The 16770-nt window shown below is 64.0% G+C and carries 14 protein-coding genes; 4 read left to right on the top strand and 10 right to left on the bottom strand.

Annotated features, from left to right (window positions below):
- Positions 1 to 83: 83 nt before the first annotated feature.
- From EN990_RS00455 to hisS, 5 genes are all read right to left on the bottom strand, one after another.
- The gene (locus EN990_RS00455) at positions 84 to 1187 is read right to left on the bottom strand and encodes a calcium:proton antiporter (RefSeq protein ID WP_127366006.1); all 1104 of its coding nucleotides are present in this window, start codon (positions 1185 to 1187) and stop codon (positions 84 to 86) included.
- A gap of 69 nt (positions 1188 to 1256) precedes the next feature.
- Positions 1257 to 3029, bottom strand: coding sequence for an AMP-binding protein (locus EN990_RS00450; RefSeq protein ID WP_127369796.1), 1773 nt, complete (start codon positions 3027 to 3029; stop codon positions 1257 to 1259).
- Between the two features lie 332 nt (positions 3030 to 3361).
- On the bottom strand, positions 3362 to 4060 hold the full coding sequence (hisG, locus tag EN990_RS00445; protein WP_127369795.1) for an ATP phosphoribosyltransferase: 699 nt from the start codon (positions 4058 to 4060) through the stop codon (positions 3362 to 3364).
- The gene (locus EN990_RS00440) at positions 4057 to 5178 is read right to left on the bottom strand and encodes an ATP phosphoribosyltransferase regulatory subunit (RefSeq protein WP_127385347.1); all 1122 of its coding nucleotides are present in this window, start codon (positions 5176 to 5178) and stop codon (positions 4057 to 4059) included. Before EN990_RS00440 ends, hisG begins: the two co-directional genes overlap by 4 nt.
- Before the next feature lie 60 nt (positions 5179 to 5238).
- Positions 5239 to 6741: a histidine--tRNA ligase gene (gene hisS, locus EN990_RS00435; protein WP_127370257.1), complete on the bottom strand. Its 1503-nt coding sequence runs from the start codon at positions 6739 to 6741 to the stop codon at positions 5239 to 5241.
- A 247-nt stretch (positions 6742 to 6988) separates the two neighbouring features.
- Here hisS and EN990_RS00430 point away from each other — a divergent pair, with 247 nt between their 5' ends.
- Positions 6989 to 7240, top strand: a complete 252-nt coding sequence (locus tag EN990_RS00430) for a hypothetical protein (protein ID WP_024502332.1) — start codon at positions 6989 to 6991, stop codon at positions 7238 to 7240.
- Between the two features lie 2 nt (positions 7241 to 7242).
- Here the strand turns inward: EN990_RS00430 and EN990_RS00425 are convergent, their stop codons facing one another.
- Positions 7243 to 7881 carry a DNA-3-methyladenine glycosylase I gene (locus EN990_RS00425; RefSeq protein WP_127385346.1) on the bottom strand — a complete coding sequence of 213 codons (639 nt, stop codon included), beginning with the start codon at positions 7879 to 7881 and terminating at the stop codon, positions 7243 to 7245.
- A 214-nt stretch (positions 7882 to 8095) separates the two neighbouring features.
- On the opposite strand from EN990_RS00425, the gene EN990_RS00420 reads away from it, so the two are divergent.
- Positions 8096 to 8833, top strand: a complete 738-nt coding sequence (locus EN990_RS00420; RefSeq protein ID WP_013530354.1) for a L,D-transpeptidase — start codon at positions 8096 to 8098, stop codon at positions 8831 to 8833.
- A 260-nt stretch (positions 8834 to 9093) separates the two neighbouring features.
- On the top strand, positions 9094 to 10014 hold the full coding sequence (locus tag EN990_RS00415) for a bifunctional 5,10-methylenetetrahydrofolate dehydrogenase/5,10-methenyltetrahydrofolate cyclohydrolase (RefSeq protein ID WP_027160988.1): 921 nt from the start codon (positions 9094 to 9096) through the stop codon (positions 10012 to 10014).
- An 18-nt stretch (positions 10015 to 10032) separates the two neighbouring features.
- On the opposite strand, the gene glcF is transcribed toward EN990_RS00415, so the two are convergent.
- From glcF to EN990_RS00390, 4 genes are all read right to left on the bottom strand, one after another.
- Positions 10033 to 11358, bottom strand: coding sequence for a glycolate oxidase subunit GlcF (gene glcF / locus EN990_RS00410; protein WP_127369271.1), 1326 nt, complete (start codon positions 11356 to 11358; stop codon positions 10033 to 10035).
- A 10-nt stretch (positions 11359 to 11368) separates the two neighbouring features.
- A complete protein-coding gene (locus EN990_RS00405; protein ID WP_013530351.1) occupies positions 11369 to 12574 on the bottom strand; it encodes an FAD-binding protein in 1206 nt (401 codons plus the stop codon).
- A 223-nt stretch (positions 12575 to 12797) separates the two neighbouring features.
- The gene (locus tag EN990_RS00395; RefSeq protein WP_064994790.1) at positions 12798 to 14294 is read right to left on the bottom strand and encodes an FAD-linked oxidase C-terminal domain-containing protein; all 1497 of its coding nucleotides are present in this window, start codon (positions 14292 to 14294) and stop codon (positions 12798 to 12800) included.
- Between the two features lie 128 nt (positions 14295 to 14422).
- Positions 14423 to 15745: a DUF3422 family protein gene (locus EN990_RS00390; RefSeq protein WP_127388224.1), complete on the bottom strand. Its 1323-nt coding sequence runs from the start codon at positions 15743 to 15745 to the stop codon at positions 14423 to 14425.
- 206 nt (positions 15746 to 15951) lie between these two features.
- Here EN990_RS00390 and EN990_RS00385 point away from each other — a divergent pair, with 206 nt between their 5' ends.
- Positions 15952 to 16755 carry an FCD domain-containing protein gene (locus EN990_RS00385; RefSeq protein ID WP_127369935.1) on the top strand — a complete coding sequence of 268 codons (804 nt, stop codon included), beginning with the start codon at positions 15952 to 15954 and terminating at the stop codon, positions 16753 to 16755.
- The last annotated feature ends 15 nt before the right edge of the window (positions 16756 to 16770 follow it).

Raw genomic sequence — 16770 nt, 5'->3', positions numbered from 1 at the left:
CGGCTTCCAGACTGATGAACCCAAGCAGTCCGTTGACGGGCGGTCTCATCGCCTCACCCAAGCGCCTGCCCGAGCCAAATCTTTCATGGCACAAATATAAGAAATATATATGTAAGAAATACCACGATATGGACAGCGCCCGTCAAGAATGTTGTTCTTTCAGTACTAAAGCTCACATTGCATATGAAGAGCGCTAAAATCAAAAGCACTGTGTCAGTCGCTGGAAGCCCCAGGGTTAACCCTCTGCCCGTCAGCAGGCTGGCGGCTGCGACCGCCGGTATTGTCAAACCGATTGTGGCGCAAGCGGAACCCATCGCGACATTCAAACCGCGTTGCAGCTCATTGTTGAGTGAAGCGCGAACCGCCGAAATGGCCTCCGGCATCAACACCAGCCCGGCGATCATTGCCCCCACAATGCTGTCAGCCTGGGTCACTTGGTAGGCAACGAGCGTATCTTCGACGCTTGCCGCGACCTGCTCGGCGAGCATGACAATGCCGATCAGGCCGATCAAAAGCAGCAATGCGCCGGCAAAGACGCTTTCGTGAGGGGCAGTCCGCAGCGAAACGCCGTGGGCCTGCCCTTCGACAAAGTCTTCCCGGTGGCGGACGGTCTGCGCGAACACAAAACTTGCATAAAGCAGCACCGAAAGCACGCTCACAAAGCCAAGTTGAGCTGCCGAAAATGTGCCCGGCCCCGTAGCTTGTGTGTAGGTTGGCAGAATAAGCGTCATGATGGTCAGCGCGATCAGAACCGCCAAATATGCGCTGGTCCCTTGTCGAACAATTGCCTGCTTGCGATGGCGCCAGCCGCCAAGCGCAAGACACGTGCCGACGACGCCGGTGGATGCAATCATCACCGTTGAAAAGACGGACTCACGTGCAAGCGTAGGGTTGTTCTCTCCATGCAGCATCATGGAAACGATGATCGACACCTCGATTGCCGTCACGGCAAAAGTCAGCACCAATGTGCCGTAGGGCTCTCCTACACGCCGAGCCACAGCCTCGGCGTGGTCGAGCACCACGAAAATGGTGGTGAACATGATCGCACTCGAAAGCGCTCCGACGAGTATCCTGACGCCCAGCGAACCTTCGTCCGCCGACAGCCCGCCTGCCCTGACGGCGACAGCCATGACCAAGGCGGCCAGCGGCATCGCATATGAAGTCACCGAACGTCCGAAACCGCTCATGCAAGCCCCTGCGCGCTGCTGCGAACCGTGGCTGCATTCGCGCACCGACAGATCGAAGCGTTCACCCGTTCACGCCGTCTTCTGCGCCACCAAGCCCAGCTCCTCCACCATCGCCTCGCGCATCAGGAACTTCTGCGGCTTGCCGGTCACCGTCATCGGCAATTCGGTGCGGAAGCGGATGTGGCGGGGGATCTTGTAATGGGCGATCTGGCCGGCGCAGAAGTTTCTGACCTCCTGCTCGGTGGCGATCTGGCCGGGCTTGAGCACGATCCAGGCGCACAGCTCCTCGCCATATTTGGCGTCGGGAATGCCGAACACCTGCACCTCCTTGACCTTTGGATGGCGGTAGAGGAATTCCTCGACCTCCCTGGGATAGACGTTCTCGCCGCCGCGGATGACCATGTCCTTGACCCGGCCGACGATGTTGCAATAGCCCTCGGCGTCGATGGTGGCGAGGTCGCCGGTGTGCATCCAGCCGTCGGCGTCGATCGCCTCGCGGGTCTTGTCGTCGTCGTCCCAGTAACCCTTCATCACCGAATAGCCGCGCGTGCAAAGCTCGCCCGGTACGCCGACCGCAACTGTAGCGCCATCGGCATCGACCGCCTTGACCTCGACATGGGGGTGGATCCGCCCGACGGTCGAGACGCGCTTTTCCAAGGGGTCGTCGACGCCGCTCTGGAACGACACCGGGCTGGTCTCGGTCATGCCGTAGGCGATGGTCACCTGTTCCATATGCATCAGCGACACCACCTTTTTCATCACCTCGATCGGGCATGGCGAACCGGCCATGATGCCGGTGCGCAGGCTGGAGAGATCGAAGGCGGAAAAATCCGGATGATCCAGCAGAGCAACGAACATGGTCGGTACGCCATAGAGCCCGGTGCAGCGTTCCTGAGCCATCGCCTTCAGCGTGGCGCCGGCGTCGAACCCTTCTCCCGGGAAAACCATGGTGGCGCCTTTCGAGACGCAACCCATCGTGCCCATCGACATGCCGAAGCAGTGGTAGAGCGGCACTGGTATGCAGAGCCGGTCGTCGGCGGTCAGCTTGATCGCCGAAGTGACGAAGTTGCCGTTGTTAACGATGTTGCCGTGGGTCAGCGTCGCGCCCTTGGGGGCTCCCGTGGTGCCTGAGGTGAACTGGATGTTGATGGCTTCGCCCGGCTTCAGCTTCTCAGAGATGCGGTCGAGGCTGTCATGCTCGTCACGCCCGGCCATGGCCAGCACATCACCGAAATTGAACATGCCGGGCGAGTTCTCGTCACCCATGCGGATGACGATCTTCAACGCCGGCAGTTTTTGTGCCTTGAGCTTGCCCGGCGTGGCCTTGGCGATCTCGGGTGCCAGCGTCTCGATCATGCCGAGATAATCTGACGTCTTGAACCTGGCAGCGGTGACCAGCGCCTTGCAGCCGACCTTGTTCAGCGCATAGTCGAGCTCGGTCAACCGGTAGGCCGGGTTGATGTTGACCAGGATCAGGCCGATGCGGGCGGTGGCGAACTGCGTCACCAGCCATTCCCAGCGGTTGGGCGACCAGATGCCGACGCGATCGCCTTTTGCCAGGCCCAGTGCCAGGAAGCCGGCGGCCAGCGCATCCACCGTGTCCGAAAGTTCACTCCAGGTGAAGCGCTTGTCCTGGTCGACGAAGACGGCGGCGTCGAGCGTGCCGTATTTGCTGACCGTGTCGGAAAACAGCGCGGGGATGGTCTTGTCGAGCAGCGGCACGCTGCGTTCGCCAGAGACATGCGCCCTACCATCGACGGGTGCGACGAAGACACCGCCCGCTCGCGCTCCGCGTCCGCGCAGATTGCTGGCATTCTTCAGCTCGTCGAGATTGACCGGCATCGCTCTCTCCTCCCGGGATTGGCCGAGCCTATCAGCCTGAGGGGGTGGTGAAAATCCCGCCGATAGTCGTGGCAGGGCAACGATCCGGCCCACGACGCTTCGGGGCCTCCGTTGGTTGATGAACATCAAACGCAAAAACCCGCCTGGGCGGCGGTCACTGGCGCAAATCAGCACCATGGGCAAAAATGTAGCGTAGCTGCCCTCACCAGTCAAGGAAATAATTCCTATACAGGAAAACCCCGGCGCAAGGCTACCGACACCGCGGGACGGCCGCCGTCAGGGTTTTCAAGCAGGGTTCGAAGCCCTGAGGGGCAGCGGGCGAAGGCCCGCCGCTATCCGACCGCAGCCGCCATCTTCGCCGCGATGTCGCGCAGGACCGCTTCATCGGCCGCCGCGCGTGTCTTCTTCGACGCCACCAGGCAGGCCTGCGAGCGCAGGACGAGGCCATCGCCCAGCACCTTGAGATGATTGGCGCGCAGCGTCGAGCCGGTGGTTGTGATGTCGACGATGACATCGGCCAGACCCGCCGCCGGCGCACCTTCGGTGGCCCCCAGGCTCTCGACGATGCGGTAGACCTGGATGCCGTGCTTCTGCGAGAAGAATTGCTGGGTCAGCCGCCAGTATTTGGTGGCGATGCGCAGCCGCCGGCCATGGCGCTGGCGAAAATCGGCAGCGACGTCGTCGAGGTCGGCCATGGTGTCGACGTCGAGCCAGATGTCCGGCACGGCCACCACGACATCGGCATGGCCAAAACCGAGACGGGCGACGATTTCGGCGCGGCTCTCCCAGTCGGCAAGGTTTTCACGCACCAGGTCCTCGCCGGTGATGCCGAGATCGACGGCACCCTGGCCGATCTCGCCTGATATTTCGGAAGCCGACAGGAACACCACTTCGACATCGTCCAGGCCCTCGACGCGGGCGTGGTATTTGCGCTCGTCGCCGGGCAGGCTGACGGCTAACCCGGCTTTGGCCAGCACGTCCAGCGCCTGCTCTTTCAGGCGGCCTTTGGATGGGATCGCCAGCGTGATCATGGCGCCGTGTCCCGCAACGCCTCGATGCGGTCGAGCCAGACGGAAAAGCCGACGCCGGGGATCGGCGTCTTGGCGCCAAGCAAGGTCAGCAGCCGGTCATAGCGGCCGCCGCCGACCAGCGGCCGGTCGCCATTGTCCGCCGCGATTTCGAAAACCAGGCCGGTGTAGTAGTCGAGCGGGCGGCCGAACGCGGCGTCGTAGCGGATTTTATCGGCCGGCAAGCCATGCGCTTCGATCGCCTTGGCGCGGGCAGCGAACTTTTCCAGCGCGACATCGAGCGACAGCCCTGCGCCGGTGGCGAAGGTCTCCAGTGCCTGGGCCGCACCATCAAGCGGAACGTCGATCGCCAGAAAATCCTTCAGCGCGGAAAACGCCTCGCTCGACAGCCGAACGCTGCGCAATTCGGCTTTCTCGATCAGCCGCCGGGCAATGTCGGATGGCGAGCGTCCGGCGGACGCCGACAGGCCGGCCTCTTCCATGCCGCTGGCGATATGGGCGGAAAGACCGTCCAGATCACCGTCGAGGACCAGAGCGGCGACCGGACCTGAGAGCTGGCTGTTGCGCGGCGGGTTGGCGAGATCGGCGAGTGCCGCCTCAAGCATCGGCGCCGAGCCGAATGCGCGGGCAAGACGCATGCGCCAGCCGCGCGGCAGGCCAAGGGCGGCCAGCACCGCCTCGAAAATGGTCTGGTCGCCAAGCGTGATCGCCAATGCCTGGCCGGGCAGCACCAGCGATAGCAGCGCATGCGCGTCGGCCACCGAGCGGGCATCGGCTCCAGCGGTATCGCGGTCACCGAGATCCTCGATGCCGGCCTGGAAGAACTCGTTGCCGCCTTCGCGGCGCTGGCGAAACACCTCGCCCAGATAGGAATAACGGCGCGGCGTGCCGGCCTGCGAGCTGATGTGGTCGAGACAGACCGGGATGGTGAATTCCGGCCGCAGGCACAATGTCTGGCCGGTCTCGCTTTCGGTCAGGAAAATCCGGCGGCGCAGATCCTCGCCGGCCATGTCGAGGAAGGGGTCCGCCGGCTGCAATATGGCGACCTCGACGGCGTGCGTGTTGCGCGTGGCGAAGAGGTTGGTGATGTCGGTGGAGATGGCGGGGGTGCGGGAGGTCAACTTGCTGACCTCAGTGCTGCACGACCCTCTGGTCCCAAACCAGAGGCGCCAACGCGACCTCTACTTGCCACGTGCCCTCTCCTCGGCCTGCGCCGCCAAAATCTTCCTCACCTCGGCGACCAGCTCGCCCTCCGCCACGGTCACCTGCGCCGGGCGCGCCGCGCGCCATTCGGCGTTGTCTGATATTTCGGCCGACATGCGCGCGCCTTCGATCAAATCCTTGATCTGCAGCTCGCCCTTGGCGCGCTCGTCGCCGCCCTGGATGATGGCGACCGGACAGCCGCGGCGGTCGGCATATTTGAGCTGCGCCTTCATGCCGGCGCCGCCGAGATACATTTCGGACCGAATGCCGGCGGCGCGCAGCTCCGCCACCATCTTCTGGTAGCGGCCGAGGCTGTCGGTGTCCTTGTCCATCACCAGCACGACGACCGGCGCAATCACGTCCGAGGCATCGAGCTTGCCGAGGTTCTTCAGCGCGGTCATCAGCCTGGAGACGCCGATGGAAAAACCGGTCGCCGGCACCGGCTCGCCGCGAAAGCGCGAGACGAGGCCATCGTAGCGCCCGCCGCCACCGACCGAACCGAAGCGCACGATCTGGCCGTCTTCGTTGGGGATTTCGGCCAGAAGCTCGGCCTCGAAGACAGGGCCGGTGTAGTATTCGAGGCCGCGCACGACCGAGCGGTCCATGGCAATCCGGTCTTCGCCATATCCGGCCGCCCTGACCAGCGCTTCAATCGTGGCGAGTTCGCCGACGCCTTCCTGGTAGATCGCGTTCGAACTGACCATGGAATCCTGGCCGGCCTGTATAGTCCTCGCAGTCGCGAGAAGAACCGCCTCGGCTTGCCCATTGTTCAACCCGGCGCCCTTGGCGAAGTCGCCTTCGCCCTCCTTGCCGCCGTCCCAGCGGCCCGGGCCAAGCAAAAGCTTCACGCCTTCCGGCCCGAGCTTGTCGAGCTTGTCGATCGCACGCAACACCGTCAGCCGGCGGCCGGCATTCTCCTCGCCGCCAAGGCCGATCGCCTCCAGCACGCCATCCAGCACCTTGCGGTTGTTGACGCGGATGACGTAGTCGCCGCGCTTGATGCCCAGCGCTTCCATGACGTCGGCCATCATCATGGCCATTTCGGCGTCGGCGGCCACACCCGGCGTGCCGATCGTGTCGGCATCGAACTGCATGAACTGGCGGAAGCGGCCGGGGCCGGGCTTCTCGTTGCGGAACACCCAGCCTGAGCGATAGCTGCGGTAAGGTTTTGGCAGCCGCTCGTAATTCTCGGCGACATAACGCGCCGTCGGCGCGGTCAGGTCGTAGCGCAGCGACAGCCACTGGTCGTCGTCATCCTGGAAGGAGAACACGCCTTCGTTCGGCCGGTCCTGGTCGGGGAGGAATTTTCCCAGCGCATCGGTGTATTCGATCAGCGGCTGGTCGGCCGGTTCGAAACCGTAAAGCTCATAGACCGAGCGGATCGTCGCCATCATCTTCTCGACGGCGCGGATGTCCTCGGCGCTGCGGTCGGCAAAGCCGCGCGGCAGTCGCGCTTTCGTCTTTTCCGATTTATCGGCCATGGGGTGTTTGCTCGGCGTTTTATGATGCTTGCAGGTCGGCAATGTTGCGATTTTCGCAACGCGGGTGTCCTAACCGAAGAGGTCGGATGCGGCAAGGGTCAGACCTCTGGCGCTGCCGATGAGAGAAGGCGATGCCGCACCTCCTTGAAACCAATCCGGACCGCAAATGAAACAATCCCGCCATGCGTGCGGCATCGTGCCGACACAATCGCCGCCGATAAAGCGCGGGAAATGAGGGTTCGCGGCCATGACCAGCACAGCAAGATTCCATGCCATCGACAGCGACGCCGGATTGTCCGCACGCCTGCGCCCGGCCGACATCAACGTCCCGAAAATGGTCAGCCAGGCTGCCGGACCGTTCGAAGTACCCGCCGACACCGGCAAGGGACCATCCATGCGCGACGCGTTGATGACCGGCCTGCTGGTGATCTATCCGACCCTGGCCACGGTGGTGGCGATCGTCGCCGGCCTGGTGCTGGCCAGCGCCAACGGCACCTGAGCCTATTTCGGCCGCCTGAAAGCCTTCCGCTGCTTCTCGACCTCTTGGCGGCAGGCGCAGCCCTCGAGGTGGTCGTTGACCAGGCCCATGGCCTGCATGAAAGCGTAGACCGTGGTCGGGCCGACAAAGCTCCAGCCGCGCTTCTTCAGCTCCTTCGAGATCCGCACCGAGACGGCCGTTGTCGGGTTCGCGCGCAGATGGGCGAGGTCGACGATTTGCGGCCGCTCGTCCTTGCCGGGTTCGAACTTCCAGAACCAGGCGGCCAGTGAGCCGAATTCGTCCACCATTTCGCGGGCGCGCCTGGCGTTGTTGATGGTCGAGACGATCTTGCCGCGATGGCGGATGATGCCGGCATTGCCGAGCAGGCGCTCGACATCCTTGTCGGTGAAGCTTGCTACCTTGTCGAATTCGAAATTGGCGAAGGCTTCGCGAAAATTCTCCCGCTTGCGCAGTATGGTCAGCCACGACAGGCCCGACTGAAAGCCTTCCAGGCAGATCTTTTCGAACAGCCTGCGGTCGTCGGCCACAGGCCGGCCCCATTCATGATCGTGGTAGTGCAGATAGTCGGGCAGATTGCCGTGCCAGAAGCAGCGCGCGACACCGTCGGGGCCAGCGAGCAGGCCGGTGTTTTCCTTGTCCATAGGCCAAAATCCGTTCGTTAACGCGCTTTTGCGCGGCATTTACTGCGGCTTTACCAGATTCCTGAACCCGGCGGTAACCACACCAAAAGGTTTACTGACAAAGCCGCATTTTACGCATTCCGATTCATGTTTCGGTTGCTGCTTGCGCGCCAATGATCGCCGAACCGGGAGGACGTTTCCACCCGTTTGTATCAGACGATCAAGGTGCGTTACGATGAAGACAGTGTTGTTTCCCGTGCTCGGCGCCGTGGCTGTGTTTGCCGCCGGCGTCACACCCTCAATCGCCGGCGACCGCTATGCCGACAGGCCGCCGGTGATGGTGAGCCCCGACCTTTCCGCACCCTGGGTGCTGCAGCTTGGCCATGCGCCCGGCATCGTGCGCCAGAACCGGCAGGTGGTGCAGCAGCAGCGACGCCTGCGCCCGGCGCAGCCCGACCGGGTGCAGACGGCGGCGGTGCAGCCGCCGGCCAAGCGCATGGTCGCGCGTCCTCAGATCAACCCGATCTACCTGCCGCAGGAAGTCGACTATGACGGAGGCCAGAAGCCGGGCACGATCGTCATCGACACCACGCAGAATTTCCTCTTCCTGGTCGAGAAGAACGGCAAGGCAAGGCGCTATGGCGTCGGCACCGGCAAGCCGGGCTTCGAATGGTCGGGTACGCACAAGATCACCAACAAGCGCGAGTGGCCGGACTGGCGCCCGCCGGCGCAGATGATCAAGCGCGAAGCCGCCAAGGGCCGCTATTTGCCGACCTATCTTGCCGGCGGCATGGAGAACCCGCTTGGTGCCCGTGCGCTCTACCTCGGCACCACCGAATACCGCATCCATGGCACCAACCAGCCGTGGACGATCGGCGGCGCGGTGTCATCGGGCTGCATCCGCATGCGCAACGAGGACGTCGTCGATCTCTATGAGCGGGTCAATGTCGGAACCACGGTCGAGGTGATATAATAGTCCTTGCGAATCACCTGGCCGGCAAAGCAGTCCGCTTTTCGAGGCCAGTTTAGGGATACGGGGGACGGGCCGTATGGGGATGCGGCCGGTCAGGAAGGGCAGCACGGGAAACCGCGCTGCCCTTTCCGTTTTGAGCAGAAATCGAGGGCAAAAGGTCACCCACGCGTCGCGCAACGGGCATAGCGGTTCGCTTTCATGCTGCCCTTTGCCGCATTCTTTTGCTATCTGGGTGGCAAGTTCCACAAAAGAGTTCACCCATGCCTCTGTCCGAAGACAGCCGTTATCTCAAGGGCGGCCCGGTCGCCCAGCGCATCATCGCCGCCGTTGCCGAGGACGCAGCGATCGCCAAAGCCGAGGGTTTTCCGCCCAAGCTGATCTCGATCACCGTCGGCGACACCGATGCGGTGGACGTCTATGTGCGCAACCAGCGCGCCAAGGCTGAGCTCGCCGGCATCGATTTCGAGGAACGGCGCTTTCCCGCCACCATCACAGCAGGCGAGTTGGAAGCTGCGATCCACGGCCTGAATGCCGATCCGCGCGTTACCGGCATCATCATCCAGCGGCCCGTGCCAGCGCATATCCCCATCAAGACGCTGCAAGCGGCGGTGCATCCGCTGAAGGATGTCGAAGGCATGCATCCGGCCTCAATCGGCAACATCGTCTACAACCAGCTCGATCTCGCGCCTTGCACGGCGGCCGCCTCGGTCGAGCTGCTGAAGGAAACCGGCCTCGACCTCAAGGGACTGGAAGTCGTCATCGTCGGCCATTCGGAAATCGTCGGCAAGCCGATCGCCTTCCTGTTGATGAGCGAGGGCGCGACGGTGACGGTCTGCCATCACATGACGCGATCGGTCGCCGCCCATGCGCGGCGTGCCGATGCGCTGTTCGTCGCCGTCGGCAAGCCGCGGCTGATCAAGGCCGACATGGTCAAGCCGGGCGCTGCCGTCATCGACATCGGCATCAATTCCGAAATCGCCCCCGACGGCTCCAGCCGCATCGTCGGCGACGTCGACACTGAAAGCGTGCGCGAGGTCGCCTCCTGGATCACCCCGGTGCCGGGCGGCGTCGGTCCGATCACGGTCGCCATCCTGCTGCGCAACACCATGGTCGCGCTCAGCCGCCAGCGCGCGCTCTACGAGGCGACTTACGGCACGGCGGACAGGCTCGCGGCGGAGTAAGCGCCCGCCAAGGTCGTCCTATTCCGCCGCGATCAGGGTCTCTTCCAGAACACCTTCCGGCCTCGGCCCGCCATAAGCCCAGTCGAGCAGCTTGATCGTGTGCACCACCGGCATCTTCGCGGCGGAAGCAATTTGCGTGATGCAGCCGATGTTGCCGGTGGCGACGATCGAGGCCCCCGTCGCCTCGATGTTTTTCACCTTGCGGTCGCGCAGTTTGGCCGAGATCTCGGGCTGCAGGATGTTGTAGGTGCCGGCAGAGCCGCAGCAGAGATGCCCTTCGCGCGGCTCGCGCACGATGAAGCCGGCCTTGGCCAGCAGTTCTTTCGGCTGGCGGGTGATCTTCTGGCCGTGCTGCATCGAGCAGGCCGAGTGATAGGCAACGACAGTGCCCGACTTGCGAACCGGTTCGGGCAGGTGGAGGGTCGAGAGATATTCGGTAACGTCCTTGGCCAGTGCCGAGACGCGCGCGGCCTTGTCGGCATAGGCCGGGTCGAGCCGCAGCATGAAACCGTAGTCCTTGATCGTCGTGCCGCAGCCCGAGGCGGTGATGACGATGGCATCGAGCCCGCCCTGGTCGAGGGCGCGTGTCCAGGCGTCGACATTTTGCCTCGCCGAGGCAAGCGCGGCCTGTTCGCGCCCCATATGATGGACCAGCGCACCGCAACAGCCTTCGCCCGGCGGCACCAAGACCTCGACGCCGAGCCGTGTCAGCAGCGAAATCGTCGCCTCGTTGATGGCGGGATCGAGCACCGATTGCGCGCAGCCGGTGAGGATGGTGACGCGGCCCCTTTTGGTCCCCTGCCCGGCATGGATGCCCGGCGAGCCCATCGGCGACGCTGCCGGGATCGACGCCGGCGCGAGCTTGAGCATCGCACTGAGCGGCTTCAGCGCCGGAACCTTGTCGAACAGGCCGATGAACGGTTTGCCCAGCTTCGCTAGCTTGAGCGCGGCGCGAAAGCGCTGGGGATAGGGCAGCACGAAGGCCAGCATGGCGCGGGTCAGGCGGTCGAGCAGTGGCCGCTTGTAGGTCTCCTGGATATGGGCGCGGGCATGGTCGACCAGATGCATGTAGTTGACGCCCGACGGGCAGGTGGTCATGCAGGCAAGGCACGACAGGCAGCGATCGATATGGGTGACGATCTGCTTGTCGGCCGGACGGCCGTTTTCCAGCATGTCCTTGATCAGATAGATGCGCCCGCGCGGTGAATCGAGCTCGTTGCCGAGTGTCACATAGGTCGGGCACGTCGCGGTGCAGAAGCCGCAATGCACGCATTTGCGCAGGATCTTTTCCGATTCCGCGACATGCGGATCGGCAAGCTGGGCAAGCGAAAAATTGGTCTGCATCGCTGATGTCCTAGGCCATGCGGCCGGGATTGAAGATATTCTTGGGGTCAAATTCCTGTTTCAGGCGGACCGATAGTGCAGCAAGAGCGGGCGGCTGCGGCTCGAACACCGGTAGAGCGGCGCGATGCGAGGGTGCGGCGCGCACCAGCGTCGCATGGCCGCCGCCATGTTTCCTCAACAGCCCGCGCAGCAGAGCGGCTTCCGGATCGCCCTGTTCCATGCGCAGCCAAACCAGTCCGCCCTGCCAGTCATAAAAGGCGCTGACGGCGGCCTGCATGCGCAGCGTCAGGACCATCTGGTGGCTTTGAGAAGGCGTCATCGAGATGCGCCAGACCGGCTTCTCGCTGCCGTCGGCGAAAGGCCTGCAATCGCGAACGTCGCGCCAGATCAGCCGTGAAACCTCGCCGCCAATCTCCTCCAGCGGGCCGGCATTGCCGAGCAGCGTTTTCAGCGCGGCGATGCGGTAGGCGACCGACGGGCCGAAACCCTCGACGCGCAGCAGCGTGGCGGCCTCGCTGCCGAGACTGCCGCTGGCGACGCGCGCGGCGATCCGCTCCGGCAGGTGGGCGGCACTCGACACTTCAGCACTCGAGCCAAGCGCCAGGGCCATGGCGGCGGCCGCGGCATCGTCGAGCAGGCTACGGATGGCGAGCGTGACTTCGGTCTCGGCTGCCGGCAGCACCTTGAAGGTGACGTCGGTGAAGACGGCCAGCGTGCCCCAGCTGTTGGCCATCAGCTTCGACATGTCATAGCCGGTGACGTTCTTGACCACGCGACCGCCCGACTTGAAGGCCTCGCCACGACCGGACACCACATTGATGCCCAGGACATGGTCGCGCGCGGCCCCCGCCTTGAGCCGGCGCGGACCGGAGAGGTTAGCGCCGAGCACACCGCCGATCGTGCCTTTGCCCGGTTCGCCACCAAGCAGCGGGCCGTAATCCATCGGCTCGAAAGCGAGCTGCTGGCCGTTTTCCGCCAGCAGTTTCTCGATCCCGGCCAACGGTGTGCCTGCCTTGGCCGACAGCACCAGTTCAGCCGGTTCATAGAGCGTGACGTCAGATAATTTCGACAGGTCGAGCGTGTGTTCGGTTTGCAGCGGCCGGCCGATGCCACGCTTGGAGCCATGGCCAAGGATTTCCAGCGGCGAGCCTTCCGCTACAGCCCAGGCGACGGTGGACAGGACTTCGGATGGGGTGGTCGGGGTGAAGGTGGTCATGAAGAGACCGCGCCAGATGCGAGTTCGGATATGCCGAGTTCCCTGGCGCCCCCCTCTGTCCTGCCGGACATCTCCCCCTCAAGGGGGGAGATCAGATGTCGCATATGGCTTCGCCAATCTTCAATGATGACGGAAGGGCAAGGCGTCGAAACTGCCAATCTTCCCCCTTGAGGGGGAGATGTCCGGCAGGACAGAGGGGGGTGTTCACGCGCCGTCATCACCCTCAAAACCTCGGAATGTCCGGAAACGCCACCTGCCCGCGGTGCACATGCATCCGCCCAAGCTCGGCGCATCGCCGCAGCTGCGGAAATACTTTTCCCGGGTTGAGCAGATGGTTGGGATCGAAGGCGCATTTGACGCGCATCTGCTGGTCGAGATCGATCTGGGTGAACATCTCCGGCATTAGATCGCGTTTTTCCACGCCCACACCGTGTTCGCCGGTCAAGACGCCGCCGACCTTGACGCAGAGCCGCAATATATCGGCGCCGAAGCTTTCGGCCTTGTCGAGTTCGCCCGGTACGTTGGCATCGTAGAGGATCAGCGGATGCAGATTGCCGTCACCGGCATGAAAGACATTGGCGACGCCGAGACCGTATTTTTCCGACAGCTCGCGCATGCCGGCGAGCACGCGCGGCAGCTCCTTGCGCGGGATGGTGCCGTCCATGCAGTAGTAGTCGGGCGAGATGCGGCCGACGGCCGGAAACGCCGCCTTGCGGCCGGCCCAGAAGCTCAGCCGTTCCTGTTCGGACTGCGAAATGCGGCAGGTGGTCGAGCCGTTCTTGTAGGCGATCGCCTCGACAAGGCCGATCAGATGATCGACCTCGACGCCCGGCCCGTCGAGCTCGACGATCAGCAGCGCCTCGACATCAAGGGGATAGCCGGCATGAACGAAATCTTCCGCCGCATGGATCGCCGGCCGGTCCATCATCTCCATGCCGCCCGGGATGATGCCGGCGCCGATGATGTCGGCAACGCACTGGCCGCCCTGCTCGCTGGTCGGGAAGCCGATCAGCAGTGCACGTGCCGTCTCCGGCTTCTTCAGGATGCGCACGGTGACCTCGGTGACGACGCCGAGCAGCCCTTCGGACCCGGTCATGACGCCGAGCAGGTCGTAGCCTTCCGCATCGAGGTGACTGCCGCCCAGCCGCACCACCTCGCCATTCATCAGCACCATCTCGATGCCGAGCACATTGTTGGCTGTGAGGCCGTATTTCAGGCAGTGCACGCCGCCGGAATTCTCCGCGACATTGCCGCCGATCGAGCAGGCGATCTGGGAGGATGGATCGGGGGCGTAGTAAAAGCCCTCCTGCTCGACGGCGGTGGTGATGCCGAGATTGGTGACGCCCGGCTGGGCAACGACGACGCGATTGGGAAAATCGATCCCGAGGATACGGTTGAAACGGCTCATGACCAGCAGCACCGCGTCCTCGAGCGGCAGCGCCCCGCCCGACAGCGAGGTGCCGGAGCCGCGCGGCACGACGCGGATGTTGCGGTCGTTGCAGTATCTCAGCACGCGCGAAACCTGCGCCACCGTTTGCGGCAGCACGACAACCAGCGGCAGCTGCCGATAGGCGGTCAGGCCGTCGCTCTCGAAAGCGCGCATGGAATTGGCGGCGTCGACAACGCCCTCACCCGGCACGATGATGCGCATGTCGGCGACGATCTCGTCGCGCCGGCGCATCGTGGCATCGTCTGGTTTCGGCATGGCCAGGCCGGACATCAGCAGCCTCATTTCGCTTGACTGGTCAAAATCTTTTACCAGTGAAGCGCGTTGGGTGCAAATCCTGTAATGGCGGCGAATCCAACTTCAAGGCGGAGACAGGCTTACGCAGCGGCAATCTGCCGCTGCTATTCGCCGGGCGGCTTGCCGGGTTCGGAGTGCATCCGGCGCACGCGGCGCACGCCCCACCAGACCAGCAGGATGGCGACAGGCACCGAAGCAGCGGTAATGATCTCCGGCGCGAAGGCATGGCCGAAGATCGAGGCGCCCTTGGCGACATAGCCGACAAGGCCGACCACATAATAGGAGACGGCGGCGACCGAGAGCCCCTCGACGGTCTGCTGCAGGCGCAATTGCAGGCGGGCCCGGTTGTTCATCGAGGCAAGCAGGTCGCGGTTCTGCTTCTCGACCTCGACATCGACCCAGGTGCGCAGCAGCGTCGTGGCGCGGGTCAGTTTTCGCGATAGATTTTCCTGCCGCTCCTCGACCGAGCGGCAGGTGCGCATTGCGGGCGCCACACGGCGCTGCAGGAACCCGCGCCATGTGTCATAGCCGGGCACAGCCTCTTCCTCGAGTGCGTCCAGCCGTTCGCCGACGATGCCGTCATAGGCGCGGCTGGCGCCGAAACGGTAAAGGCTCGACGCCGCGTCCGCCTCCAGCTCCGCCGCAAGTTCGGTCAGATCGGCCAGCAAGGTCTGGCTGTCCCGTGTCCCGGCGACCTTCATCTCCAGCGTGGTCTGCGCCAGCCGGTCTTCGATGCGGCGGGCGCGGCCGGACAAGGTCAACGCCAGCGGCAGGCCGAGCATGGCCAGCGTCCGATAGGTCTCGATGTCGATAAGCCGCTGCGACAACGCGCCGGTGCGCGCCGGGGTCAAGCCGCGATCGAGCAGCAGCATGCGCGTCAGGCCATCGCCATCCTGGCGAAAATCGGTGACGATGGCGGCGTTTCCGCGCTCGACCAGCGAGTAGCACAGGCTGGTCGGATCGAAACCGGCTATCAGTTGCTCGGTTGCTTGCGTCCATTTGCGGATTTCGAGCCTGATGCCGGAGATGCAGGTTCCCGGCGGGGAAAACCCGTTGCCGAAGGGTGAGTCCTCCTGCGTCCTGCCGCTTTCGGAAAGCGGCCCTTCCCACAAATAGGTCGAGAATTCGGTGTGCCGCTCCCAACGCAGCGAGCCCTTGCCCCATTTCATGGCATGGTGGCGGGCCTGGCGGTCGGGCGCGGCGATGCCGAGGCGCCGCGACAGTTCGGAAAGCACCGCGTGGTCGACGCCGGAGCCGCCCTCCGTCATGAAGGCGAGTTGCATCAGGACGCGTGGCTTTTCGATCAGCGGATGCGGCCGGGCATGAACCTCGCCGAGTGCGCCGGGCCGGCCCTCATGCGCGGGAAAGCCCATGACGCTGCCCTTGGCGCGCGGCTGGAATTCGAGATCGGACGGGTCGTCTGACACGGCTTGTTCCCCGGGGGTTTCCTTGAACCCGCTTGCACTCGCGTCCCTCTAGTGCCAATGGCCTGACGACGCAAACGGCAAAGTTAGCCGAAGATCACGGGATCGGGCGGGAAATCGGCCAGCTTTTTGTCAATTGGATAAATAATTTGACCAGTTGGCGAGGCAGGCTCTATTCTGCGGCACCGGTTCACCTTCCAGGCATTCTGTTGAGCGACATTTTTTCCAGGATCGAGCATTCGCGCACCGCCGACGAGGTGGTGCAGCAGATCGAGAGCCTCATCCTCGAAGGCGTGCTGCGCACCGGCGACCGGCTGCCGGGCGAGCGCGAGCTTGCACGCCAGTTCGACGTATCGCGGCCGATCCTGCGTGACGCCCTGAAGGCACTGGAAGGACGCGGCCTTTTGACGACAAGGCCCGGCGGCGGCACGCATGTCGCCGATGTCATCGGCCAGCTCTTCACCAAACCGGTGACGGACCTGATCTCGATGCACCGCAAGGCAGTGACCGACTATCTGGAATACCGCCGCGAGATCGAAGGGGTTGCGGCTGAATATGCGGCACGGCGCGCCACCCCAGACGACATGGCGCTGCTCGACAAGATCATGGCACGCATGGACGATGCGCACCGGACCGGCGACTTCGACGACGAGGCCGAGATCGACGTCGAGTTCCACCACGCGATCTGCGAATGCGCACACAACATCATCCTTTTGCACACGCTGCGCTCCTGTTATCGGCTGCTGTCGGAGGGCGTGTTCCAGAACCGGCTGCTGGTGTTCACCGTACCCGGCGCGCGCGACGCCCTGCTCGCGCAGCACCGGGCGATCCATGCGGCGGTGAAGGCCGGCGACCCGGCCGCCGCCCGCCAGGCGGCGATGGACCACATCACCTATGTCGAACGGTCGATGGCGGAGGCCGAGCGCAGCGGCGACTGGCAGCGCGTCTCGCGGCTGAGGTTGAAACAGCGCGTTGACGCCACCGATACAGAACCAGCACGCAAACGCTCCTAGCTATCGAAACGGGAA

The sequence above is a fragment of the Mesorhizobium sp. M7A.F.Ca.US.005.03.1.1 genome (assembly GCF_003997975.1).
GTDB classification, from domain to species: Bacteria; Pseudomonadota; Alphaproteobacteria; order Rhizobiales; family Rhizobiaceae; genus Mesorhizobium; species Mesorhizobium ciceri.
Note: the sequence above shows the minus strand (reverse complement) of the source record. Positions and strands in the feature narration are given on the sequence as shown.

Coding starts and splice junctions, on each gene's coding strand:
- glcF (WP_127369271.1), bottom strand. CDS start 11,358: ATGCAGACCAATTTTTCGCTTGCCCAGCTTGCCGATCCGCATGTCGCG.
- EN990_RS00420 (WP_013530354.1), top strand. CDS start 8,096: ATGAAGACAGTGTTGTTTCCCGTGCTCGGCGCCGTGGCTGTGTTTGCC.
- EN990_RS00395 (WP_064994790.1), bottom strand. CDS start 14,294: ATGTCCGGCCTGGCCATGCCGAAACCAGACGATGCCACGATGCGCCGG.
- EN990_RS00455 (WP_127366006.1), bottom strand. CDS start 1,187: ATGAGCGGTTTCGGACGTTCGGTGACTTCATATGCGATGCCGCTGGCC.
- EN990_RS00430 (WP_024502332.1), top strand. CDS start 6,989: ATGACCAGCACAGCAAGATTCCATGCCATCGACAGCGACGCCGGATTG.
- EN990_RS00415 (WP_027160988.1), top strand. CDS start 9,094: ATGCCTCTGTCCGAAGACAGCCGTTATCTCAAGGGCGGCCCGGTCGCC.
- EN990_RS00405 (WP_013530351.1), bottom strand. CDS start 12,574: ATGACCACCTTCACCCCGACCACCCCATCCGAAGTCCTGTCCACCGTC.
- EN990_RS00450 (WP_127369796.1), bottom strand. CDS start 3,029: ATGCCGGTCAATCTCGACGAGCTGAAGAATGCCAGCAATCTGCGCGGA.
- hisS (WP_127370257.1), bottom strand. CDS start 6,741: ATGGCCGATAAATCGGAAAAGACGAAAGCGCGACTGCCGCGCGGCTTT.
- EN990_RS00425 (WP_127385346.1), bottom strand. CDS start 7,881: ATGGACAAGGAAAACACCGGCCTGCTCGCTGGCCCCGACGGTGTCGCG.
- hisG (WP_127369795.1), bottom strand. CDS start 4,060: ATGATCACGCTGGCGATCCCATCCAAAGGCCGCCTGAAAGAGCAGGCG.